Genomic DNA, 19,850 nt, shown 5'->3' with positions numbered 1-19,850 from the left:
ATACGTTGTTGGCGCGGCTAGGCACTCTGGCACCTGTGAATATTTTCTCAGGTGCCTATCATGAATATCTACCTTTCCATGGCCGCATTTGCGCTGGCGGCCTCCATCACCCCTGGCCCGGTCAACATCGTCGCATTGAGCGCCGGGGCGCAATTCGGCTTTGGCGTGACCCAGCGTCACGTGTTCGGCGCCACGCTGGGGTTTACCCTGTTGCTGTTACTGCTGGGATTGGGCATGCACCAGTTGCTGATCCTGTGGCCGGCGTTGACGCGCTTGATTCAGTGGGCCGGCGTGGCCTTCCTGCTGTTTATGGCCTATCGGCTGGCATTTGACGACGGCAGATTGGGCAACGGCGCGGCGCAGGCGCCTTCCTGTTGGTACGGCGCACTGATGCAATGGCTGAATCCCAAGGCATGGCTGGCGTCGGTGGCCAGTCTCGGCGCCTTTGTCGGCGACGGCGACATCCGGCTGCTGTGGCAGTTCGCCGGGCTCTACTTCGTGATTTGCTATGTCTCGGTGGCCTGCTGGGCCTATGTCGGCGCGATGCTGCGCGGCCTCCTCAGGCAGGCGCGCAACGTGCGGCGTTTCAACCGCGCGATGGCGCTGCTGTTGGCGGTCAGCGCCTGCTATCTGCTGGCGGAAGGTTTTTGATACTGGCCGGGCGTGGCGGCCAGCAGCTGTTTGAAGGTGCGCTGAAAGTGCGCCTGATCGGCAAAGCCGCTTTCGCTGGCGGCCGCGGCGATCGGCAGGCCGCTTTTCAATAGCCGATGGCCGTGCTGCACGCGGCGATTGACCAGATAAGCGTGCGGCGTCATGCCGTAACGCTGGCGGAAGGCGCGGATCAGGTAAGAGGGCGAGAGCGCGGCGGCGCGGCAAATATCGTCCAGCGTCAGCGGCTGGGTGCAGTGCGCGTCGATAAACGCCGCCGCCGCTTCCAGCCGGGTATGCGGCGGTGTCTCCGGCTGGCCGCCGCCGCCCAGCCCGATCTGCAGGGCGCTGAAATACTCCACCATGGCGATCTGTTTTTCCAGCGCGCTGCACAGCGGATCCGTCAGCAGCGCATAAAGCCGGTTCAGGCCTTGGAACAGCGCCGGATCGCGGCTGAGCGGCTGGCTGAACGGAACAAAACGGTCACCGTCGCTGCCGAGCAGCTCCTGCTGCAGCGCGCCGAGCCAGGCGAGATCGAGATAGAACATGATGTACGACCAACGGCGATCGGCGATGGGGTTGCAGGCGTGCGCCTGCTGCGGGTTGATGACAACCAGATCGCCGGCGCTGACCTGCATGCGCCGCTCGCCGTTGACATAGGTGCTGACGCCGCCGGTGATGGCGCCGATGGAAAAGAATTCGTGGCTGTGCAGGCTGTAGCACACCTGGCGGCCATCCGCGATGGCGCGGGCTTCGACGAACGGCAACTGCGGATCGCGCCAGAACTGCGGCGTTTTTTCACTCATACGCTTTCCTTTTCACTGCGGCGGCATCACAGTGTTATAGCCTGAAAGCGACGAGAGGGGGAATGGCGGATGATGATTTTTAACGTGTTCGGCCGTCTGCTGGGCGTGAAGCGCATCGGGGACGAATGGCGGCTGTTCCGCGTGACGCTGCCGGAGCGCAAATATGCCCCCAGCTACGATATCGTGCTGCCGGCCGATCTGCGCGAAGAGGAGATCGCCGGCTATCTGGGGGATATCTATCACGAGGCGGCGACGCCGCAGCGACCGGACGCGTTTCGCGTCGAATAGCGCGGCGCGTTACTCTTCCGCGTTGCGCGCCATGATGCGGCGCTGGTGTTCCTCGCTGGCGGCCTGGATCTCTTCCAGCACCGAGCCGACGTCGGCGCGCTTCTGGATTTCGCTGAACCGGCCGCTGAGGGCGCTGTCCGGCGTCAGATTGCCTTCCTGATACAGCGCCCAAATCTCTTTGGCGTATTGGCTGTCGCGCAGTTCTGGCGCGAATTGGCCATAATATTCCGCCAGATTGCCGATATCGCGCTCGAACATGCTTTTGGCGTGGTTGTTGGCGGCGGCGTCCACCACCTGCGGCAGATCGATGATCACCGGCCCGTCTTTATCCATCAGCACATTGAATTCCGACAGATCGCCGTGCACCAGCCCGGCGCACAGCATGCGCACCGCGTAGTTCCATCATCAGGGCGTGATCGGCCCGCGCCTGTTCCGGCGTCAGGATGACATCGCTCAGGCGCGGCGCCACCAGGCCTTCTTCGTCGGTGATCAGCTCCATCAGCAGCACGCCGTCCAGGCAGATATCCGGCTGCGGCACCCGCACACCGGCCTTGGCCAGCAGATACAGCGCGTCCACTTCGGTGTTTTGCCAGGCTTCTTCCTGCTGCTGGCGGCCGAATTTGGAGCCTTTGCTCATGGCGCGCGCGTCGCGGCTGTTGCGCACCTTGCGCCCTTCCTGATAGTGAACGGCCTGCTTGAAGTTGCGCTTCTCGGCCTCTTTGTACACTTTGGCGCAGCGGATCTCATCGCCGCAGCGCACGATAAACACGTCGGCTTCTTTGCCGCTTTTCAACCGGCGGATGACGTCGTCGATTAACCCGTCATCAACCAGCGGCTGGAGTCGTTTTGGAATTTTCATGCAGCCTTGTACCCTATTTAGGCTCCGGTGTGAATGGCTTGCGCAGTTGATAGCGTAAGTTAGACCCGAAAGGCAAACATTAGTTTTGCCGCCGCGTCATCATTGCGCGGCGGCGGGGCCTCACAGGCTGGCGGCCGGCACCCAGACGCTGACGCTGCCGGCGTTGACCGGGAAATGGGCGCTGCCCTGGTCGTCGGTGGTGATTTCCTCCTGACGGTTGCCGAGGAAATCGCGCCAGGCGGTGTGCGCCAAATCGGCGCCCAGTGCGACGGTCTTGCCGCTCTCGCCGCCGTTGGTCAGCACCACCACGCAGCCGGGGGCCTCGGCGGTGCCGGCGCGGCTGAAGGCCACGCAGTGGCTGTCATCGAAGTAGTCGGTTTGCGGGCCGTTGGCGAAACGCTGACGGGCGGCGATCAGCTTCTCCAGCTCCGGGATCGCCGGCATGTCAATCTGGTACTCGCCGCCGTCGCGCCCCTTGTCGCGGTAGCTGGCGCCATACAGGTCGGGGTAAAACACGCAGGGCACGCCCTGTTCGCGCAGCAGGATCAGCGCGTAGGCCAGCGGTTTGAACCAGGGTTCCACCGGCGCCTCCAGCGATTGCAGCGGCTGGGTATCGTGGTTGGCGACCAGCGTCACCGCGTGGGCCGGATCGGCGGCGGTCAGGGTATCGGTGAAGATCTGCGCCATGTCGAAGCCGTCGCCCTGTTTCGACGCCTGATGAAACTTCAGGTGCAGCGCTACGTCGAACAGCATCACCTTGCCGTCCACCAACTCGATGTATTGTTGCAGCGCGCCGAGATCGTGCGACCAGTATTCGGCAACGATAAACAGGTCGCGCTGCGCGCTGTCGCGCACGTGATCCGCCCACTCTTTGAAGAACCAGGCGGGAATGTGTTTGGCGGCGTCCAGACGGAAGCCGTCGCACGGCAGGCTTTCCAACAGCCAGCGCGCCCAGTATTTGAGCTCCTCCGTCACGGCGGCATTGCGGAACTCCACGTCGGCGCCCATCAGATAGTCGTAGTTGCCTTTTTCGTCGTCGACCTGATCGTTCCAGCCGTCGTCGCCATAGTCGTTGGCGATTTTGAACACCCCTTTGTCGTCCGGCTGCTCAACGTAGTCGACGCCGCTGAAGCATGTGTAATCCCAGATAAACTCGGAATGCACGCCCTGGCGGCCGGGAAAGGTGAAGCGGGTGTAGGCCAGCGCGTCGAAGCCCTGGTCGTCGATGTCGTTGCGGTTGTTGGCGTCCACCTTGAACACGTGTACCTGTTCTTTTTCGTCCGCGCCGAGCTTGTGGTTGAACACCACGTCGTAGAGTACCCCCACGCCGTGTTCGCGTAGTGTCGTGGCGGCGTGTTCGAGCGCCGCTTTGTCGCCGTATTTGGTGGCCACGCTGCCTTTCTGGTCAAATTCGCCCAGATCGAACAGATCGTAAGTGTCGTAGCCGACGGAGTAACCGCCGGAAGCGCCCTTGCAGGCAGGGGGCAGCCACAGGTCGGTGATGCCCAGTTCGGCCAGGTGCGGGGCGCGCTCGGCGGCCTCCTGCCACAGTTTGCCGCCGTCGGGGTAGTACCAGTGGAAGAATTGCAGCAGGGTGGTTTTTTTCGTCATGAGCCAGCGTCCCGGTTAGCCAGAAGGAGAGGAGCAGTTAAAGCATGGGCTACTTTTGGCAAAAGGGACAATGGCGCAGGGAGGCGCGCGAAGGCAGGCGTAAATATGTAACCGATATTGACGGGATAGCGATTAAGTTGCTGCTATCAAGTTTTCACGTTTTAGTTTTTATTAACTATTTTTCAAATAGATATTTGCTTTATTTTTTGTTCTGTCAAATTTTGATGTTTTTACTCCCATTTTCATTGGTTTTTTATTTTAATTTTAAATGTTAATTTGGATTTAAGTTTTTAAAATAATAAATTAAATGGTTTTAAATTCTGGTTAATGAAATGTTTTGACATATTCAGATGCCCCGTTGGTTATTCATTCGCAATTGTTTATGCGTTATCGTTATGTTCTAAATTAGGTAACACTATCAACCAATAATCCATCCAACGCAGCGTGAAGGTGGAAGTACAGGGGAGCATAACGCCGTGAACATCAGGGATTTCAGAGCATTGGCGCGCAGTTTGGTCAGAGAATTCGGCATGTTGAACAAGCAGAGCAACGGCTCTCGCTTTTCGCCGCTGCAGATCCATCTGATGATCGAAGTCAGCGAGCAGCCGCTGGGCGTCACCGAGCTGGCGGCCCGGCTTTGCATCGACAAGGCCAGCGCCAGCCGGGCGCTGCGCAGCCTGGTGGCCGCCGGCGTGATAGAAACGGTGGATCATCCGGATGACAAGCGGCACAACCTGCATCGGCTGAGTAAAAAGGGCGGTAAGGCGCTGGCCGGCATCGAGAGCGACGCCGACGGTTTTATGCAGGCGGCGCTGGCGCAGTTGGACGACGATGAGCTGGCGAGTACCACTGCGGCGATGAAAAAGATGACCGCGGCGCTGCGCAGCGCGCGCAAACAGCGCGACGCCAACCTGCGGGTGCGGCCGATTGCCGCGCGCGACGATGCGGCGATGGCGGCGATCATTCGCGACGTGTTTCGCGAGTATGGCATGGACAAGATGGAAGGGGTCAGCCTGCACGATCCGGATCTCGATCGGCTGACCGGCCTGTATCGGGACAACGGTGGCCGCTACTGGGTGTTGGAGCGGGACGGGCAGGTGGTGGGGGGCGTCGGCATGGCGCCGCTGGCCGGCGAAGAGCCCGGCTATTGCGAACTGCAAAAACTGTTCTTCAAACCCGGTGTGCGTGGGTTGGGCATGGCGCGCTATATGGTGGTGCAGGCGCTGAAGGCGGCGCGGGCGGCAGGGTATCGCTACTGCTATCTGGAAACCACCGAACAGTTGAAAGAGGCGATTGGGCTGTATTACGCGCTGGGTTTCACGCTGCTGACGGAACGGCGCGGCAATACCGGCCACCACGGCTGTAATGTGTGCATGCTGAAAAATTTGCAGAACGACGATATGTGAGCGGTTTCAAGGTTAGCGCCCGCGCCTTGTGTCACCCTGTTAACCGTTTGATAACAATCACAACGTTTTATCAGGGAGGAAAACTATGTTGGCGGATCCGATGGCGCTGTCTGCGCTGGTCACGCTGGTGGTCATTGCGCTATGGGCCAGCGCCCGCTTACCAGAGTATTTGGTCGCGCTGCTGTTCTTTGCGGCGGTGATGGTGTTGCAGCTGGCGCCCGCTGCGGTGACCTTTTCCGGTTTCGCGTCTTCCGCATTCTGGCTGGTGCTCAGCGGCTTCGTGCTGGGCACCGCCATCCGCAGCACCGGCTTGGCGGATCGCCTGGCCAACCGGCTCTTGCCGCACCTGGCCGGTTCCTGGCCCCGTCTGGTGGGCGGCGTGGTGGCGATAAGCTACGCGCTGGCGTTTGTCATGCCCTCCAACATGGGGCGCATTACGCTGCTGATGCCGATCGTCATGGCATTGGCCGATCGCGCCGGTCTGGCGGAAGGCACGCGCGGCCGCATCGGTTTGGCGCTGGCGGTGGGGTTCGGCACCTTCCAGCTCTCCGCCAGCATTTTGCCGGCCAACGTGCCCAACCTGGTGATGAGCGGCGCGGCGGAAAGCGCCTACGGCAGCCACTTCGCTTATCTCTCTTATCTGCTGTTGCATGCCCCGGTGCTCGGGTTGGCCAAAGGCGCGTTGTTGACGCTATGCATCTGCGGCCTGTTCCGTGCGCGGCCGCAACCGGTGGTGGCCGAGGCGGGGCAAACGCCGCTCAGCGCCGCCGAGTGGCGGCTGATTGCGCTGTTGGGCATTACGGTGTTGCTGTGGATGTCCGACAGCTGGCACGGCATTGCTCCCGCCTGGATCGGGTTGGCGGCGGCCTGCGTCTGCCTGCTGCCGCGCATCGGTTTTCTCAACGGTGAGCAGTTCGCCGCCGGGGTTAACGTGCGCACCTGCATTTACGTGGCGGGGATCCTGGGGCTGACCGCGCTGGTCAGCCACTCCGGTCTTGGCGATCGGCTGGGCGGTGCGCTGCTGGCGATGATGCCGGATCTGCACGGCAAGCCGTTCACCGCATTCGGTTCGCTGGTGGGGATCACCGCGTTGCTGAATTTCGTGGTGACCGCCAACGGCGTGCCGGCGCTGTTTACCCCGCTGGCACAGGCGCTGTCCGCAGGCAGCGGCCTGCCGTTGCTGACGGTGTTGATGACCCAGGTGATCGGTTATGCCACGCCGTTGCTGCCGTATCAGGCCTCGCCGATCGTGGTGGCAATGGGGATGGGCAAAGTACCGGCGCGAGAAGGGCTGAAGCTGTGCCTGCTGTTGGCCGCGCTCAGCTTCGCACTGCTGGTGCCGTTGGATTATCTGTGGTTCAGGCTGCTGGGGTGGATCCCGTAAACAGCCCCGCGCCGCCGGCAAAACAATCTTCGTCCAGCGTCAGGGTGGCGATTTTATGCACCGGTCCGCGCATGCTGACCTGAAAATCGCCGCTGAAGGCGATCTGCAGTTCGCCGCCCGGCATCCGTACGCTAACCCGATCGCCGACTCGTCCCAACTTGCGCATCACGCTGGCGGCGGCGCAGCTGCTGCTGCCGGAGGCGAGGGTAAAGCCGGCGCCGCGCTCCCAGATGCCGATACGCAGCGTCTGGCGATCGACCACTTCCACCAGTTGTACATTGGTGCGTTTCGGGAACAGCGGATGGCGCTCAATCTGCGGTCCGAGCCGATGCACCTGCGCCAGATCCAGTTTTTCCACCGGCACTACGCAGTGCGGGTTGCCCATCGACACCAGCGAAACGCATAACGTCTCTTCCATCAGGGGCAGCGGATAGTTCAGCGCCTCCGGCAGATCGATCAAGGCCGGCAGCGCCGCCGGGCTGAAATTGGCGCGCCCCATCTCCACGGTTATCTGATGCGCGTCTTCCGCCACTTGGCAACGCACGTCGCCGCCGGCGGTGTGCACCAGAAACGGCTGATGCCCCACGCGCTCGCTGTCGAACAGATACCGCGCGTAGATACGCAGGCCGTTGCCGCTTTTCTCCGCTTCGGAGCCGTCCGGGTTGATGATGCGCAGGGTGGGATTGACGGCGTCGCCGCTGTCGATCAGCAGGCCGTCGGAACCGATGCCGTAATGCGGGTGGCACAGCAGGCGGATCTGTTCCTGGCTCAGACGATCGGCGACCGAACGCTGGCATATCAGGTAGTCGTTGCCCAGGCCGTGATATTTATGAAACAGCAGGGGAGTCATGGCGTTGCTCGGCTCAGCAAGAAAAGGTGGCTACAGCTTACAACAGAATGTTGGCGTCAAAACAAATAAAAGGCGGCCTGAGCCGCCCTTTTGCACGATTGCCTATCTGGCCATTAATTGTAGATGATCGCGGTACCGTGCAGTTTATTGTCACCGGTGGTGGCGATGATCTGGAAGGATTTTGCGCCCGCCGCGTCGGCTTTGGCTGCCAGTTTGTTTTCCAGGCTGCTCAGGTCAGACGCACCGCTGACGGTAACGACGCCGGCCTTTTGCAGGTCGGCGGGTTGTGCGTTCACCAGTTCGGCGGCGAAGCTGCCGAAGGAGACGGAAGCCAGTGCGATGGCAGCGATGGTCATTTTCAGGTTTTTCATGGTCTTATTTCCTATCTGTGTTCTTTACAATGTCTGTTTGGTAAGGTCGTTAAATTAATTAACGATCGATAATTTAATGTTAGAGGCCGGTTTGACAGATTGCAAGTATTTTTTAATGCTCGTTAATTAATTTTTTTTACGCCCTGGCGTTGTGAGCAAAAGGACAGGCAATCAGTTGGCCTAATACGTTGTTATTGATAGATTTCTGCAGTGCCGTGCAGCTGGTTGTTACCGCCGGCGCTGGTGATGCGGAAGGATTTGGCACCGGCCTGATCGGCTTTGGCAGCCAGGCTGCTTTCCAGTGAGGTCAAGTCGGATGCGCCGCTGACGGTAATGACGCCGACTTTCTGCTGGTCTGCCGGTTGATGCTGGACTAAATCAGCGGCGAAGCTGCCGAAGGAAACGCTGGCCAGAGTGAGGGATGCTAAGGTTAATTTTAAGCTTTTCATAATGTTAATTCCTTTCCGATAACGGTGAATAGAGGGTTTTAATCCGGTTCGCTAATTTATCTTAACGATCGATAACTAAATGCTAATCGGTTCTCGACGAGCGCGCAATATTTTTTTATAATGATCGTTAAGTTATTTGTGCTAAGCCTGCCGTGGAGCGGGATAGGAGAGGAACGATGAGCATCAATGAAGCGGTCTGCGGCAAGAAAAGCCGTGGCAGACCAAAACAATTTGATCGCGACCGGGCGCTGGAAAGCGCGCTCGATCTGTTCTGGCGGCACGGTTATGAAGCCACCTCGTTGGCCGATCTGGTGGAAGTGACCGGCGCCAAGGCACCGACGCTGTATGCGGAGTTCGGCAACAAGGAAGGGATGTTCCGCGCGGCGGTGGAGCGTTATCTGCAGAAATACACCACCTGCACCAACCAGCTGTTGGAACAGGATGTGCCGGTGGCCGAGATCGTCGAGGCCTACGTGCGTTCTTCCGTTCAGGTCTTCACCGATCCCGATACCCCCTCCGGCTGCTTTATGGTGTGCGCCTCCGCGGCACTGTCGTCTGCTTCCGACGACGTCGCCCAGATGCTGCGCAAAAAACATCATGCCCAGGAAGCGGCGCTGAAAGTCTGCTTCGACCGCAAGGTGCAGCAGGGCGAATTGCTGGCGAAAACCGACACCGCGTTGCTGGCGAAATACGTGATTTGCACCATTGAAGGCATGTCGGTACAGGCGCGAGAAGGGGCAAGCCGGGACGATTTGTTGCGGTTGCTGGAGGCGCTGATGCTGGTGTGGCCGCGGCTCAGCCAGATTGGCAATAAGGTGTAACAACAGGCCCGGTTTTTACCGGGCCGTGTAACCCATTACTGGTTGACCGGGATCACCGCGCCCTGGTATTTCTCGCGGATAAAGTCCTGAATCGGCTTGGAGTGCAGCACCTTCACCAGCGCCACGATCTCCGGCTTGTTCACGTCGGCTTTGTGCACGGTGATGATGTTGGCGTACGGGTTGTTTTCGCCGCTTTCGACCGCGATCGGATCTTTGGTCGGATTCAGCCCGGCGTCGATGGCGTAGTTGGCGTTGATCACCACCGCGTCGCCTTCGTCGTTGTTGTACATCTGCGGCAGCAGCGCGCCTTCAACGTTGGCCTGGAACTTCAGGTGTTTCGGGTTTTCCACCACGTCGGCGATGCGCGCGTCCACCTTGCTCACCCCTGGTTTCAGCTTGATCACGCCTTGCTGTTCAAAAATTGACAGGATACGGCCTTCTTCCGCCACCGCGTCGCGCATGATGATTTTGCCGTTTTCCGGCAGGTCTTTCAGGCTCTTGTACTTTTTCGAATAAATGCCAATAGGCTCAATATGGATCGCGCCGGCGCTGACGAAGTCGTAGCTCTTGTCGTCGGCGTGGTCTTTCAGCACCGAGTTCAGGTAAGGCACGTGCTGGAAGTAGTTGGCGTCGATGTCGTGGCTGGCCAAGGCGGTGTTCGGCAGGATGTAATCCTGGAAGCGCTTGATCTGCAGATCGATGCCTTCCTTTGCCAGTATCGGCTTGGCCTGTTCGAGGATCTCGGCGTGCGGCACGTTGGAGGCGCCGACCACCAGCTTGGTCGCCGCGGCGGCACCGTAGGAGGCGAGGGTAGCGACGGAGGCGAAAGCCAACATCAGTAAGTGCTTTTTCATCATCGTTTTCCTTGGTTAATTAACGTTTATCGAGCGTTCTTGTCAGGGTGTCGCCAATGAACTGAATGACGAAAACGATCAGCAGAATCGTCAGCGTCGCCACCAGCGTCACGTCACTGTGGTTGCGTTGGAACCCTTCCAGATAGGCCAGGTTGCCCAGGCCACCGGCGCCGATCACCCCGGCCATCGCGGTGTAGCTCACCAGCGCGATCAGGGTGACGGTGATGCCGGAAACCAGCGCCGGCGAGCTCTCCGGCAGCAATACGCGGAAAATCAGGGTGCGGTTTTTGGCGCCCATCGAGCGCGCCGCCTCGATCACCCCTTTGTCGACCCGCGCAGCGCGATCTCTACCAGCCGGGCGTAGAACGGCGCCGCGCCGACGATCAACGCCGGCAGGGCGGCATCCGCGCCGAGAATGGTGCCGATCAGCGACTTGGTGAACGGGATCAGCAGCACGATCAGAATGATGAACGGGATAGAGCGGAAGACGTTGACCAGTACCGAGATCAGCGAGTAGACCGCCCGGTTCTGCAGCAGCTGGCCCTTCGAGGTTAAAAACAGCAGCACGCCGAGCACGATGCCCAGCACCAGCGTGGCCAAACCGGCGATGCCGGTCATGTACAGCGTTTCCCAGGTGGCGTCCCACAGTTGGTCCAGACGCAGGTGGGGGAACAGGGATTCAATCATGTTGGATAACCTCGACGGCGATATCTCTTTCGTGCAGCAGGCTGAGCATGTCGGCGACTTGTTGTTCGTTGCCTTCGGCGTGAATGTACAGTTCGCCGAACGAACCGTTGAGGGTGTGGCTGATCTTGCCGTGCAGAATGTTGACGGTCAGGGCGTAGCGCCGGATCACTTCGGAGATCACCGCCTGATGGGTTTGCACGCCCACGAAGGTCAGCTTGAAAATCGCCCCCGGCAGATGAGCGGTGAGCAGCGGATTGAAGCTCTCTTCCGTGTCCGCATACTGCGACACCTGCTTGACGAACTGCCGGGTGATCGGCTGCTGTGGCCGGGTGAACACGTCGAGCACCGGGCCTTCTTCGACGATGCGGCCGTTTTCCATTACCGCCACGCGGTGGCAGATTTTGCGCACCACGTGCATCTCGTGGGTGATCAGCACGATGGTCAATTTCAGCTGACGATTGATGTCCAGCAGCAGGTCGAGAATGGCGTCGGTGGTTTGCGGATCGAGCGCCGAGGTGGCCTCGTCGCACAGCAGCACGCTCGGGTTATTGGCCAGCGCGCGGGCGATGCCGACGCGCTGTTTCTGGCCGCCGCTGAGTTGCGACGGATAGGCGTTTTCGCGCCCCTGCAGGCCGACCAGCGCGATCAGTTCCGCCACGCGCGGCGCAATCTGTGCCTTGGGCACGCCGGCAATCTGCATGGAAAAAGCGATGTTTTGGCTGACGGTGCGCGACCACAGCAGGTTGAAGTGCTGAAACACCATGCTGATTTTCAGGCGCGCCTGGCGCAGATGGCTGCCTTTGGCGCGGGCGATATCGAAGCCGCCTACGTCAATGCGGCCGCTGGTGGGCGTTTCCAGGCCGTTAAGCAGGCGGATGAGCGTGCTTTTGCCGGCGCCGCTGTAGCCGATGATGCCGTAAATTTGCCCGGCGTCCACCGCCAGACTGACGTTGTCTACCGCCACGACGCGGCCCTGTGTGCTGTCAAAAGTTTTGCAAACGTTCGAAAGAACGATCATAGCGAAGCGGATCCTTATCGATACATCACAGCATTCCGTCCAGAGCGCGGTGCGCCGGACAGGGATCGTTCGGCTTTTCTGCGGGGCACAACCCGGCGGGGAGTGGCGGACGGAACCTCTGTTGCGGGTGAATACCGGGCAATCCTACCGAGGGTTTATAGTGACAGGAAGAATGTAAAATCTATTACTTATTCTGATTTGATATATAAAGCGGCGGGTGAAACAGGGGGAGAAAAACCGGCCGCAGGGCGGCCGGCGGGAGGGCTAGCGTTTGTCCAGCTTCATGTGCAGCAGCGGGAACGGGTTGCCCTGGCCGTCGAGCGGCGAACGGCCGGTGATGACAAATCCGTAGTGGCGATAGAAACCGCTGGCCTGCGGGTTTTGCTCGTTCACGTCCAGCTGCAGTTCATCGTGCAGCGTTTCCGCGTGGGTCAGCAGCGCTTTGCCCACCCCTTTGCCGCGCTGATCGGCGTCGATAAACAGCATCTCTACCTTGTTGCCGTTCAGGCCGATAAAGCCGCAGGGATGCCCCGGACGCTCTTCGGCTACCCAGACATTAACCGCCGGCAGGTAATCGTTCAGCACCAGCGGGAACAGCTGTGCGATGTTGTCTTCGGTTAAAAAATGGTGAGTGGCGCGCACCGAACGCAGCCAGATATCTGCCAATTGCGCGTTGTCTTCCGCCGCGCGTGCTCTGATGATAATCATCGAACTCTCTGCTATCTAAGTTGAAGGAAAAAAACTAGATAGAGGTTTTGTGGGGTTAGTGCCGAATTAACGTGGGTTAACGCCCTGCAAAGCGCCTCTGCAGTGGATCGAATAGGCCCGCTTTGTTGCAAGCGGTATAACAACTGTAATTCAGTAAGTTAATGCTTTCAACCGCCGCAGGGCGTATTGAGGTGCCCGCCGCGTGATACACTGGCCGCTGAATGAGCGAGAGGGCAGCAGGATGGAAGCGGTACGCGCAGCGATAGAAAAACAGGTGCTCAGTTTGACCGGGCTGGCGCTCGGCGGCGTCGATTTTGAGAATCCGCCCGGCGATCCGGGGCTGTTCGGCCCGCAGTCTGTCATCTGGCAGGTACACCGCGATTTCACCCCGATGCTGTGCGGCGGCGTCAGCGCCTTGCTGCTGCAAATGCTGCACCCGCTGGCGCTGGCCGGCGTATGGGATCACTCCAACTTCCGCGAAGATATGATTGGCCGCCTGCGCCGCACCAGCCAGTTCGTGTCGGTCACCACCTTCGGCCCGACCGCCGAGGCGGAGCGGCTGATTGCCAAAGTCAAAGCCATCCATCTGCGGGTGACCGGCATCGGCAGCGACGGCACGCCCTATGCTGCCAGCGATCCGGCGCTGCTGACCTGGGTGCACGTGGCGGAGAGCAGCCGTTTTCTGGCCAGCCACCTGCGCTACCGCAACCCGCATCTTTCCCGCGAGTTACAGGATCAATACTACCGCGAAGCGGCGCGCGTGGCCGCCGCGCTGGGGGCGACCGCCATTCCTCAGTCCTGCGCGGAGGTAGACGACTATCTGCAGGCGATGCGGCCGCAGTTGGTCTGTGATGAACGCACGCAAGAGGTGGCGCGCATTCTGCTGAAGGCGCCGGCGCCGAGCGCATTGGCGCGCCCGCTCGGCGGGGTGGTGATGCAGGCGGGCATCGATCTGTTGCCCGATTGGGCGCAGCGGCAGTTCGGCTTTCATCCGGGCGCGCTGCGGCGGCGGCTGGTGCGAACGGGAGCCGCAGGCATCGGCAAAGTGCTGGGCGCGTCGATGCGCAACGGTTCCTATCAGCGCGCGGTGCGGCGCATCACTCAGCCGTCATGAGCCGCAGCCGCTATAATTAGTCTTTGTTTATCTTCGTTTACGGCCGTTTTTGAGACTTTTACGGGTGATCCGGCCAGTAATGCGTTTTACACTTGAGGGCAAAGCCACATTCCATTTTTTGCGCGCAGCCGATTCTGCCGCGCCCTGACCCTATTGAGGTGATATGAACGAGTCATACGTACTTGCTGAAGTCAGCAATGAGAACCAGACGCTGGTCGCGGTGGTTCAGCAAGATCACCGGGCAGCCTATTTTTACATCTATCCCGCCGAAGCCTACAGCGATCGCTATCAGGTGCGCGCCTGCTGGCTGCGTAACCTGGCCGCCGCGCCGCTGCAGGAAGATCGCGCCGCGCTGGAACAAGGGCAACCGCCGATGCTGGCGGCGGAATTTTGCCGCAACCTGGAAGGGGAAGCGCCGCTGAACCCGGAAGGGTTGATGGTGGTGTGGAGCGAAAGCGACGACGGCGCGGCCCTGTGGTATTACGGCCAACTGCTGGCGGTGATCCCCGGCTGGAGCCTGTATATCGACCATTCGGTGTGCTATTCGGCCAGCTGCATCAAGGAGAGCCCACTGGCTTATCCGCTCGGCTCGGCCTCGACCAACACCCAGTATGCGCAGGCGGAGAGCACCCGCCAATTCTGGCGCAGCTGGCAGCGTGAAGAGGGCAATCCGTGGCCGAAGATGCAGCGCGATTTTCAGGCGCGCTATGAGCCGCATTTCGGCCCGTCGGTGAAGTACTACGCCATCGATCAGGGCAAGTGGCCGCCGATGGCCATCACCCAGCACGAGCGTGACGGCATCTATTACTTCCTCACCATGGGCGTCAGCATTCGGCCGATGCCGTGGGTGGAGATCCTGTTCAACGACGAGGCTTCGCGCTATCGCCGCATGGAGATGGCGATCGCCATCGACAGCCAATACATGACCGAAGACAACGCGGTGCAGATGGCCAGCGCGCTGGCCGGTTTCGCGCATGCGCCGTGGGCGCGGCTGACCTGGATCGGCGAAGGGCATACGCTGGAGTCGGACGTGGCGCCGCTGGGCTACGAGGGCTATATTTTATCGTCGTCCTTCTACCCGCATAGCGCGCACCTGACTCTGCCGCAGCAGTACGGCGATCCGGTGAACCTGTTTTGGGCCAGCCCGGTGTTTACCGCCGAACGGCAGCTGGCGCACGCCACGCCGAACGGCGGGCACGATCTGGTGAACCGGCTGCGTGAGCAGGGCGTCGATCATATTTTCCGCCCGCGCCAGCCGGTGTGCTGACGCGGCTTAATCTTCGGGAGCCGCCATGACCACCGCGTTGTTGATTATCGATGTGCAGGAAGGATTGTTTACGCCGCCGCCGGCGGATGCCACGGGCACCGTTACGCGCATTAATCAGCTGAGCGAGCGCGCCCGCCGGGCGGGCGTGCCGGTGGTCGTCATTCAGCATCATACGCCGGACGACGAGCTGCGGCACGGTAGCGCCGCCTGGCAAGTGCTCGCGGCGCTGAAGGTGGCGCCGGGCGACCATCGGGTGGATAAAACCACGCCGGACTCGTTCCTGCGCACTTCGCTTGGCGCGTTGCTGATCGCCAACGGCGTATCGCAGTTGGTGGTTTGCGGTTACTCCACGCCGTTTTGCATCGATACCACGGTGCGCAGCGCGGCGGCGCACGGCTATCCGGTGACGCTGGCGGCGGATGCCCACACCTGCCACGACAAATCCTATGCCGACGGTCTGCTGATCCGTACCCACCATAACGAGACGCTGTCGAATATCGAAAGCTTCGGCGTGCCGATCCGCGCCGTGCCCGCGGCGGATATTGTGTTCTGAGAAAGGGAAAACGGGGCCTAAGCCCCCGTTCGTTATTTCAGGCCCGCCCGCCGCGCCGCCACCTTGGCCAGCGCGGCCCAGTCCAGATCCGCATCCCCTTGCGCCATCGCGTCGAGGAAGTTGTCCTTCAGCACCCCGGCGAACGGCATCGGCGTATGGCTGTCGGCGCCGGCGGTCAGCGCCAGCCCGACGTCCTTCAGCCCCAGCGCCAGCCGAAATCCGGCGGGTGAATACTTCTCGGCGGCGATCAGCGCACCATAGCCCTGGTAAGCCGGGGCGGCGAAGACGGTGCTGCTCAGCATCTGCAGGTAGTCGGCGCCGGAAACGCCGTAGTTGCGTACCAGTGCGCTGCCTTCCGCCATCGCTTCAATGGCGCTGGCCAGGGTAAAGTTGGTGGCGATTTTGACCACGTTGGCCTGCGCCGGGTCGGCGCCGAAGTGCCAGGTTTTCTGGCCGAGGGCATCGAACAGCGGCTGCGCTTGCTTCAGCCGTTCGCTATCGCCGGCCGCCAGAATATTCAGCTTGCCGGCGGCGGCCACGTCGACCCGCCCCAGCACCGGCGCGGCGAGATAGCCGATGCCGTGTTCCGCATGCAGCGTCGTCAAACGCTTGGCGAGTTCGACCGAGATGGTCGCCATATTGATATGCAGCGCGCCCGGTTTCATCCGCTGCAGCAACCCGCTGTCCACCACCACCTGTTGCGTGGCGGCATCGTCGGCCAGCATGGTGATCAGCACGTCGGCATCGGCCAACTGCTCCGGCCGTTCGGCCTGCCGCGCGCCGGCGTTTACCAGCGGCTGCGCCGCCTGCGGCGAGCGGTTCCATACCGTTAAGGTGAAGCCCGCCTGCAACAGGTTGGCCGCCATGGCGCTGCCCATCCCACCCAGTCCGGCAAATCCGATCTTCATCATGCGCTCCTTTTTCAGGTTGAAGGTTTTACCCTAGTGCGCCGTGCCAGGAACGCAAATGCCGGAGTGTAACGCCGTCTTACGCGCCGGCGGCGGGCTATTGACGCGCTGCCGCTGCGGGTATACCTTGATGGCATGAATATATCGATGCACTCCACCCACAATCAGTCATGGTGGCGCCTCTTCTGAGGCGGCACGAGTATTCACATCTCTTTTTAATGCCGCCGGTTTGGCGGCATTATTTTTTGTGGCGTTGATCCGGCGGTCTACAGACCTTCAGGAGCACTGTCATGAGCTACACCATTCTTACCGGCGATCGCGCCACCGGCCCACTGCATTTAGGTCACTTCGTCGGCTCGCTGCGCCAACGCGTCGAACTGCAGCACCAGCATAACCAAACGGTGATGGTGGCGGATCTGCAGGGCCTGACCGACAACGGTAACAACCCGCAAAAAATCAGCGCCAACGTGCTCAACGTCGTGGCCGACTATCTGGCGGTCGGCATCGATCCGCACAAGACTACGATCTGCCTGCAGTCGGCGCTGCCGGCGTTGGCCGAGTTGACGATGTACTACCTCAATCTGGTCAGCGTGGCGCGGCTGGAACGCAACCCGACGGTGAAAAACGAAATCGCCGAGAAGGATTTCGCCCGCAGCCTGCCGGCCGGTTTTCTGATCTATCCGGTCAGCCAGGCGGCGGACATCACCGCCTTCGGCGCCACCCACGTGCCGGTCGGCGAGGATCAGCTGCCGATGCTGGAGCAAACCAACGAGATCGTGCGGCGCTTCAACCACATCGTTGGCCAACCGATATTAACGGAGTGTCAGCCGCTGTTGAGCAACGTCGGGCGTCTGCCGGGGCTGGACGGGCAGGGCAAGATGTCGAAATCGCGCGGCAACGCCATCCAGCTTGGCGCCGGCGCCGACGAGGTTCACAAGGCGGTGATGAGCATGTTCACCGATCCCGGCCATCTCAACGTCAGCGATCCCGGCCGGGTGGAGGGCAACATGGTGTTCACCTATCTGGACGCCTTCTGCGAAGACGCCGCGCTGGTGGCGGACCTGAAGGCGCACTATCGGCGCGGCGGGTTGGGGGACGTGAAAATCAAACGGCTGCTGGAGGATTGCCTGCAGAGCCTGCTCGAGCCGATCCGCACCCGCCGCGCCGAATTCATCGCCGATAAAGGCGAGCTGACGCGCATCCTGCAGCACGGCACCCGCCGCGCGCATCAGGTCAGCCAACAGACGCTGCGGCAGGTCAAGACGGCGCTGGGGCTGGACTTCTTTAGCCTGGAATGATGCGCACGCCGGGGCGGCACGCGTCACGCCCCGGCCATAAAACGATCATCCCACTGTCATAAACTTATCCGTTAATAGGTGCCCATAATGATTAGCCACTGAAACCAGAGAAATCATATGGCTCAGGCACTGTTAAAATTGGCACAGCACGACTTACCAGGGCAGCACGCCGCCGCATCCCGCAAAGTATTATCGGTAAAGGGACTCGGCAAGGCCTACAAAGCGCAGCAGCGCGTGCTGGATGACATCAATTTCGACCTGCACGCCGGCGAATTCGTGGCGGTGATCGGCCGCTCCGGCGCGGGCAAGTCGACGCTGCTGCACACCCTCAACGGCACCATTCCTTCCAGCTGCGGCGAGATGCTGCACTTCGAAGACGATGGCGTGGCGCAGGATATCGCCCAGCTTGCCGGCCGCCAGATGCGCCAGTGGCGCGCACGCTGCGGCATGATCTTCCAGGACTTCTGCCTGGTGCCGCGCTTGGACGTGATGACCAACGTGCTGCTGGGCCGCCTGAGCCACACCTCCACCCTGAAATCCTTCTTCAAACTGTTCGATGACGCCGACCGCGCTCGCGCTATCGAACTGTTGCAGTGGCTTAACATGCTGCCGCACGCGCTGCAGCGCGCCGAGCACCTCTCCGGCGGCCAAATGCAGCGCGTCGCCATCTGCCGCGCGCTGATGCAAAACCCGCAAATCCTGCTGGCCGATGAGCCGGTCGCGTCGCTCGATCCGAAGAACACCCGCCGCATCATGGACGCGCTGCAGAAAATCAGCGAAGACGGCATCGCGGTGATGGTGAACCTGCACTCGGTCGAACTGGTGAAAGAGTATTGCTCGCGGGTGATCGGCATCGCCCACGGGAAGATCGTGTTTGACGGGCATCCTTCGCAACTGAACGAACGGATCCTGCACCAGCTGTATGGCGAAGAAGCCAATCAGATCCATTGAAGCACTTTTGACCTTTACCCTTTACACACAAGGCACACCTAATGAAAAAAGTATTGAGTCTGACCACCCTGATGGCCGGCGCGATGATGGTATTTAATGCTGCCGCAGCGGATGCGCCGAAAGAGCTGAACCTGGGCATTCTCGGTGGCCAGAACGCCACCCAGCAGATCGGCGATAACCAGTGCGTGAAGCAGTTCCTGGACAAGGAGCTGAACGTCGATACCAAGCTGCGCAACTCGTCCGACTATTCCGGTGTGATCCAGGGCCTGCTGGGCGGCAAGATTGACCTGGTGCTGAGCATGTCGCCGTCGTCGTTCGCTTCGGTCTACATCAAGGATCCGAAAGCGGTGGACATCGTCGGCATCGCGGTCGACGACGTCGACCAGTCGCGCGGCTACCACTCGGTGGTGGTGGTGAAGGCCGGCAGTCCGTACCAGAAACTGGAAGATCTGAAGGGCAAGGCCATCGGCTTCGCCGATCCGGATTCCACCTCCGGCTTCCTGATCCCGAACCAGGCGTTTAAAAAGCTGTTCGGCGGCACGGTCGACAACAAATACAACAACACCTTCTCCAGCGTCACCTTCTCCGGCGGCCACGAGCAGGACATCCTCGGCGTGCTGAACGGCCAGTTTGAAGGCGCGGTGACCTGGGCGTCGATGATCGGCGACTACAATACCGGTTACACCAGCGGCGCGTTCACCCGCATGATCCGCATGGATCACCCGGACCTGATGAAGCAGATCCGCATCATCTGGCAGTCGCCGCTGATCCCGAACGGCCCGATCCTGGTGAGCAACTCGCTGCCGGCCGACTTTAAGGCCAAAGTGGTCACCGCCATCAAGAAGCTGGATAAAGACGATCACCAGTGCTTTATCAAAGCAATGGGCGGCAAACAGCACATCGGCGACACCACCCTGGCGGAATACCAGAACATCATCGATATGAAGCGCGAGCTGACCAAAGGCGACCGTTAATTCCCGGCTGCCTAGGCCGTCCGAA

General features: G+C 60.7%; 20 protein-coding genes and 2 pseudogenes. 11 read left to right on the top strand and 11 right to left on the bottom strand.

The features are described 5' to 3' along the window. Window positions 1-60 precede the first annotated feature (60 nt). Window positions 61-651 (top strand): LysE family translocator, encoded by a 591-nt coding sequence (locus tag FUU19_RS08090; RefSeq protein ID WP_230490176.1) that lies wholly within the window; start codon window positions 61-63, stop codon window positions 649-651. On the opposite strand, the gene FUU19_RS08085 is transcribed toward FUU19_RS08090, so the two are convergent. Beyond that, window positions 627-1,454 carry an AraC family transcriptional regulator gene (locus tag FUU19_RS08085; protein ID WP_141970168.1) on the bottom strand — a complete coding sequence of 276 codons (828 nt, stop codon included), beginning with the start codon at window positions 1,452-1,454 and terminating at the stop codon, window positions 627-629. The genes FUU19_RS08090 and FUU19_RS08085 overlap by 25 nt on opposite strands. A 69-nt stretch (window positions 1,455-1,523) precedes the next feature. On the opposite strand from FUU19_RS08085, the gene FUU19_RS08080 reads away from it, so the two are divergent. Continuing rightward, window positions 1,524-1,742, top strand: a complete 219-nt coding sequence (locus FUU19_RS08080) for a DUF7661 family protein (protein WP_230490177.1) — start codon at window positions 1,524-1,526, stop codon at window positions 1,740-1,742. 9 nt (window positions 1,743-1,751) lie between these two features. Here FUU19_RS08080 and FUU19_RS08075 read toward each other — a convergent pair. Then, a pseudogene (locus tag FUU19_RS08075) lies at window positions 1,752-2,601 on the bottom strand (PA4780 family RIO1-like protein kinase). 120 nt (window positions 2,602-2,721) lie between these two features. Further along, window positions 2,722-4,212: an alpha-amylase gene (amyA, locus tag FUU19_RS08070; RefSeq protein WP_099816738.1), complete on the bottom strand. Its 1,491-nt coding sequence runs from the start codon at window positions 4,210-4,212 to the stop codon at window positions 2,722-2,724. A gap of 500 nt (window positions 4,213-4,712) precedes the next feature. On the opposite strand from amyA, the gene FUU19_RS08065 reads away from it, so the two are divergent. Both FUU19_RS08065 and FUU19_RS08060 read left to right on the top strand, forming a co-directional pair. After that, the gene (locus FUU19_RS08065; RefSeq protein ID WP_033640995.1) at window positions 4,713-5,618 is read left to right on the top strand and encodes a bifunctional helix-turn-helix transcriptional regulator/GNAT family N-acetyltransferase; all 906 of its coding nucleotides are present in this window, start codon (window positions 4,713-4,715) and stop codon (window positions 5,616-5,618) included. A gap of 85 nt (window positions 5,619-5,703) precedes the next feature. Further along, complete coding sequence (locus FUU19_RS08060; RefSeq protein ID WP_141970164.1) at window positions 5,704-7,002, top strand: SLC13 family permease; 1,299 nt, start codon at window positions 5,704-5,706, stop codon at window positions 7,000-7,002. Here FUU19_RS08060 and dapF read toward each other — a convergent pair. The 3 genes from dapF to bhsA (FUU19_RS08045) all read right to left on the bottom strand — a co-directional run bounded on the left by dapF (window position 6,977) and on the right by bhsA (FUU19_RS08045) (window position 8,672). Further along, a complete protein-coding gene (gene dapF, locus FUU19_RS08055) occupies window positions 6,977-7,852 on the bottom strand; it encodes a diaminopimelate epimerase (protein WP_141970162.1) in 876 nt (291 codons plus the stop codon). The genes FUU19_RS08060 and dapF overlap by 26 nt on opposite strands. A 113-nt stretch (window positions 7,853-7,965) precedes the next feature. Then, window positions 7,966-8,223, bottom strand: coding sequence for a multiple stress resistance protein BhsA (gene bhsA / locus FUU19_RS08050; RefSeq protein WP_004939517.1), 258 nt, complete (start codon window positions 8,221-8,223; stop codon window positions 7,966-7,968). Between the two features lie 191 nt (window positions 8,224-8,414). Beyond that, window positions 8,415-8,672, bottom strand: a complete 258-nt coding sequence (gene bhsA, locus FUU19_RS08045; protein ID WP_230490179.1) for a multiple stress resistance protein BhsA — start codon at window positions 8,670-8,672, stop codon at window positions 8,415-8,417. 176 nt (window positions 8,673-8,848) lie between these two features. Here bhsA (FUU19_RS08045) and FUU19_RS08040 point away from each other — a divergent pair, with 176 nt between their 5' ends. Further along, the gene (locus tag FUU19_RS08040; protein ID WP_141970158.1) at window positions 8,849-9,493 is read left to right on the top strand and encodes a TetR/AcrR family transcriptional regulator; all 645 of its coding nucleotides are present in this window, start codon (window positions 8,849-8,851) and stop codon (window positions 9,491-9,493) included. Window positions 9,494-9,528: 35 nt separating this feature from the next. On the opposite strand, the gene FUU19_RS08035 is transcribed toward FUU19_RS08040, so the two are convergent. The 4 genes and pseudogenes from FUU19_RS08035 to FUU19_RS08020 all read right to left on the bottom strand — a co-directional run bounded on the left by FUU19_RS08035 (window position 9,529) and on the right by FUU19_RS08020 (window position 12,760). Further along, the gene (locus FUU19_RS08035; RefSeq protein WP_141970156.1) at window positions 9,529-10,347 is read right to left on the bottom strand and encodes a MetQ/NlpA family ABC transporter substrate-binding protein; all 819 of its coding nucleotides are present in this window, start codon (window positions 10,345-10,347) and stop codon (window positions 9,529-9,531) included. A gap of 19 nt (window positions 10,348-10,366) precedes the next feature. After that, a pseudogene (locus tag FUU19_RS08030) lies at window positions 10,367-11,034 on the bottom strand (methionine ABC transporter permease). Continuing rightward, window positions 11,027-12,052 (bottom strand): methionine ABC transporter ATP-binding protein, encoded by a 1,026-nt coding sequence (locus FUU19_RS08025; RefSeq protein WP_141970154.1) that lies wholly within the window; start codon window positions 12,050-12,052, stop codon window positions 11,027-11,029. Before FUU19_RS08025 ends, FUU19_RS08030 begins: the two are co-directional and overlap by 8 nt. A 264-nt stretch (window positions 12,053-12,316) precedes the next feature. Beyond that, window positions 12,317-12,760: an acetyltransferase gene (locus FUU19_RS08020; RefSeq protein ID WP_167324931.1), complete on the bottom strand. Its 444-nt coding sequence runs from the start codon at window positions 12,758-12,760 to the stop codon at window positions 12,317-12,319. A gap of 241 nt (window positions 12,761-13,001) precedes the next feature. Between FUU19_RS08020 and FUU19_RS08015 the strand changes: the two genes are divergently transcribed. From FUU19_RS08015 to FUU19_RS08005, 3 genes are all read left to right on the top strand, one after another. After that, window positions 13,002-13,874, top strand: coding sequence for an oxygenase MpaB family protein (locus tag FUU19_RS08015; RefSeq protein ID WP_230490181.1), 873 nt, complete (start codon window positions 13,002-13,004; stop codon window positions 13,872-13,874). Window positions 13,875-14,037: 163 nt separating this feature from the next. After that, on the top strand, window positions 14,038-15,141 hold the full coding sequence (locus tag FUU19_RS08010; RefSeq protein ID WP_049203883.1) for a suppressor of fused domain protein: 1,104 nt from the start codon (window positions 14,038-14,040) through the stop codon (window positions 15,139-15,141). 25 nt (window positions 15,142-15,166) lie between these two features. Then, window positions 15,167-15,694, top strand: a complete 528-nt coding sequence (locus tag FUU19_RS08005; protein ID WP_141970146.1) for a cysteine hydrolase family protein — start codon at window positions 15,167-15,169, stop codon at window positions 15,692-15,694. Between the two features lie 32 nt (window positions 15,695-15,726). Here FUU19_RS08005 and FUU19_RS08000 read toward each other — a convergent pair whose 3' ends face one another. Then, window positions 15,727-16,602 (bottom strand): NAD(P)-dependent oxidoreductase, encoded by an 876-nt coding sequence (locus tag FUU19_RS08000; RefSeq protein WP_230490350.1) that lies wholly within the window; start codon window positions 16,600-16,602, stop codon window positions 15,727-15,729. A 290-nt stretch (window positions 16,603-16,892) separates the two neighbouring features. Between FUU19_RS08000 and trpS the strand changes: the two genes are divergently transcribed. The 3 genes from trpS to phnD all read left to right on the top strand — a co-directional run bounded on the left by trpS (window position 16,893) and on the right by phnD (window position 19,825). After that, the gene (gene trpS, locus FUU19_RS07995) at window positions 16,893-17,900 is read left to right on the top strand and encodes a tryptophan--tRNA ligase (RefSeq protein WP_099816744.1); all 1,008 of its coding nucleotides are present in this window, start codon (window positions 16,893-16,895) and stop codon (window positions 17,898-17,900) included. Between the two features lie 117 nt (window positions 17,901-18,017). Next, on the top strand, window positions 18,018-18,851 hold the full coding sequence (phnC, locus tag FUU19_RS07990) for a phosphonate ABC transporter ATP-binding protein (RefSeq protein ID WP_099816745.1): 834 nt from the start codon (window positions 18,018-18,020) through the stop codon (window positions 18,849-18,851). Between the two features lie 41 nt (window positions 18,852-18,892). Continuing rightward, on the top strand, window positions 18,893-19,825 hold the full coding sequence (gene phnD, locus FUU19_RS07985) for a phosphonate ABC transporter substrate-binding protein (RefSeq protein WP_019454696.1): 933 nt from the start codon (window positions 18,893-18,895) through the stop codon (window positions 19,823-19,825). Window positions 19,826-19,850 lie beyond the last annotated feature (25 nt).

This window comes from Serratia montpellierensis (genome assembly GCF_020858655.1).
GTDB classification, from domain to species: domain Bacteria; phylum Pseudomonadota; class Gammaproteobacteria; order Enterobacterales; family Enterobacteriaceae; genus Serratia; species Serratia montpellierensis.
The sequence above is the reverse complement of the archived record's forward strand: the minus strand, read 5'-3'. Positions and strand labels throughout refer to the sequence as shown.

Bases quoted from the DNA above. Each gene is read 5' to 3' on its own strand.
- FUU19_RS08040 (WP_141970158.1), top strand. From the start codon at position 8,849: ATGAGCATCAATGAAGCGGTCTGCGGCAAGAAAAGCCGTGGCAGACCA.
- dapF (WP_141970162.1), bottom strand. From the start codon at position 7,852: ATGACTCCCCTGCTGTTTCATAAATATCACGGCCTGGGCAACGACTAC.
- FUU19_RS08000 (WP_230490350.1), bottom strand. From the start codon at position 16,602: ATGAAGATCGGATTTGCCGGACTGGGTGGGATGGGCAGCGCCATGGCG.
- phnD (WP_019454696.1), top strand. From the start codon at position 18,893: ATGAAAAAAGTATTGAGTCTGACCACCCTGATGGCCGGCGCGATGATG.
- FUU19_RS08090 (WP_230490176.1), top strand. From the start codon at position 61: ATGAATATCTACCTTTCCATGGCCGCATTTGCGCTGGCGGCCTCCATC.
- trpS (WP_099816744.1), top strand. From the start codon at position 16,893: ATGAGCTACACCATTCTTACCGGCGATCGCGCCACCGGCCCACTGCAT.
- FUU19_RS08080 (WP_230490177.1), top strand. From the start codon at position 1,524: ATGATGATTTTTAACGTGTTCGGCCGTCTGCTGGGCGTGAAGCGCATC.
- FUU19_RS08010 (WP_049203883.1), top strand. From the start codon at position 14,038: ATGAACGAGTCATACGTACTTGCTGAAGTCAGCAATGAGAACCAGACG.
- FUU19_RS08035 (WP_141970156.1), bottom strand. From the start codon at position 10,347: ATGAAAAAGCACTTACTGATGTTGGCTTTCGCCTCCGTCGCTACCCTC.
- FUU19_RS08025 (WP_141970154.1), bottom strand. From the start codon at position 12,052: ATGATCGTTCTTTCGAACGTTTGCAAAACTTTTGACAGCACACAGGGC.
- FUU19_RS08060 (WP_141970164.1), top strand. From the start codon at position 5,704: ATGTTGGCGGATCCGATGGCGCTGTCTGCGCTGGTCACGCTGGTGGTC.
- bhsA (WP_004939517.1), bottom strand. From the start codon at position 8,223: ATGAAAAACCTGAAAATGACCATCGCTGCCATCGCACTGGCTTCCGTC.
- bhsA (WP_230490179.1), bottom strand. From the start codon at position 8,672: ATGAAAAGCTTAAAATTAACCTTAGCATCCCTCACTCTGGCCAGCGTT.
- FUU19_RS08005 (WP_141970146.1), top strand. From the start codon at position 15,167: ATGACCACCGCGTTGTTGATTATCGATGTGCAGGAAGGATTGTTTACG.
- FUU19_RS08015 (WP_230490181.1), top strand. From the start codon at position 13,002: ATGGAAGCGGTACGCGCAGCGATAGAAAAACAGGTGCTCAGTTTGACC.
- FUU19_RS08020 (WP_167324931.1), bottom strand. From the start codon at position 12,760: ATGATTATCATCAGAGCACGCGCGGCGGAAGACAACGCGCAATTGGCA.
- phnC (WP_099816745.1), top strand. From the start codon at position 18,018: ATGGCTCAGGCACTGTTAAAATTGGCACAGCACGACTTACCAGGGCAG.
- amyA (WP_099816738.1), bottom strand. From the start codon at position 4,212: ATGACGAAAAAAACCACCCTGCTGCAATTCTTCCACTGGTACTACCCC.
- FUU19_RS08085 (WP_141970168.1), bottom strand. From the start codon at position 1,454: ATGAGTGAAAAAACGCCGCAGTTCTGGCGCGATCCGCAGTTGCCGTTC.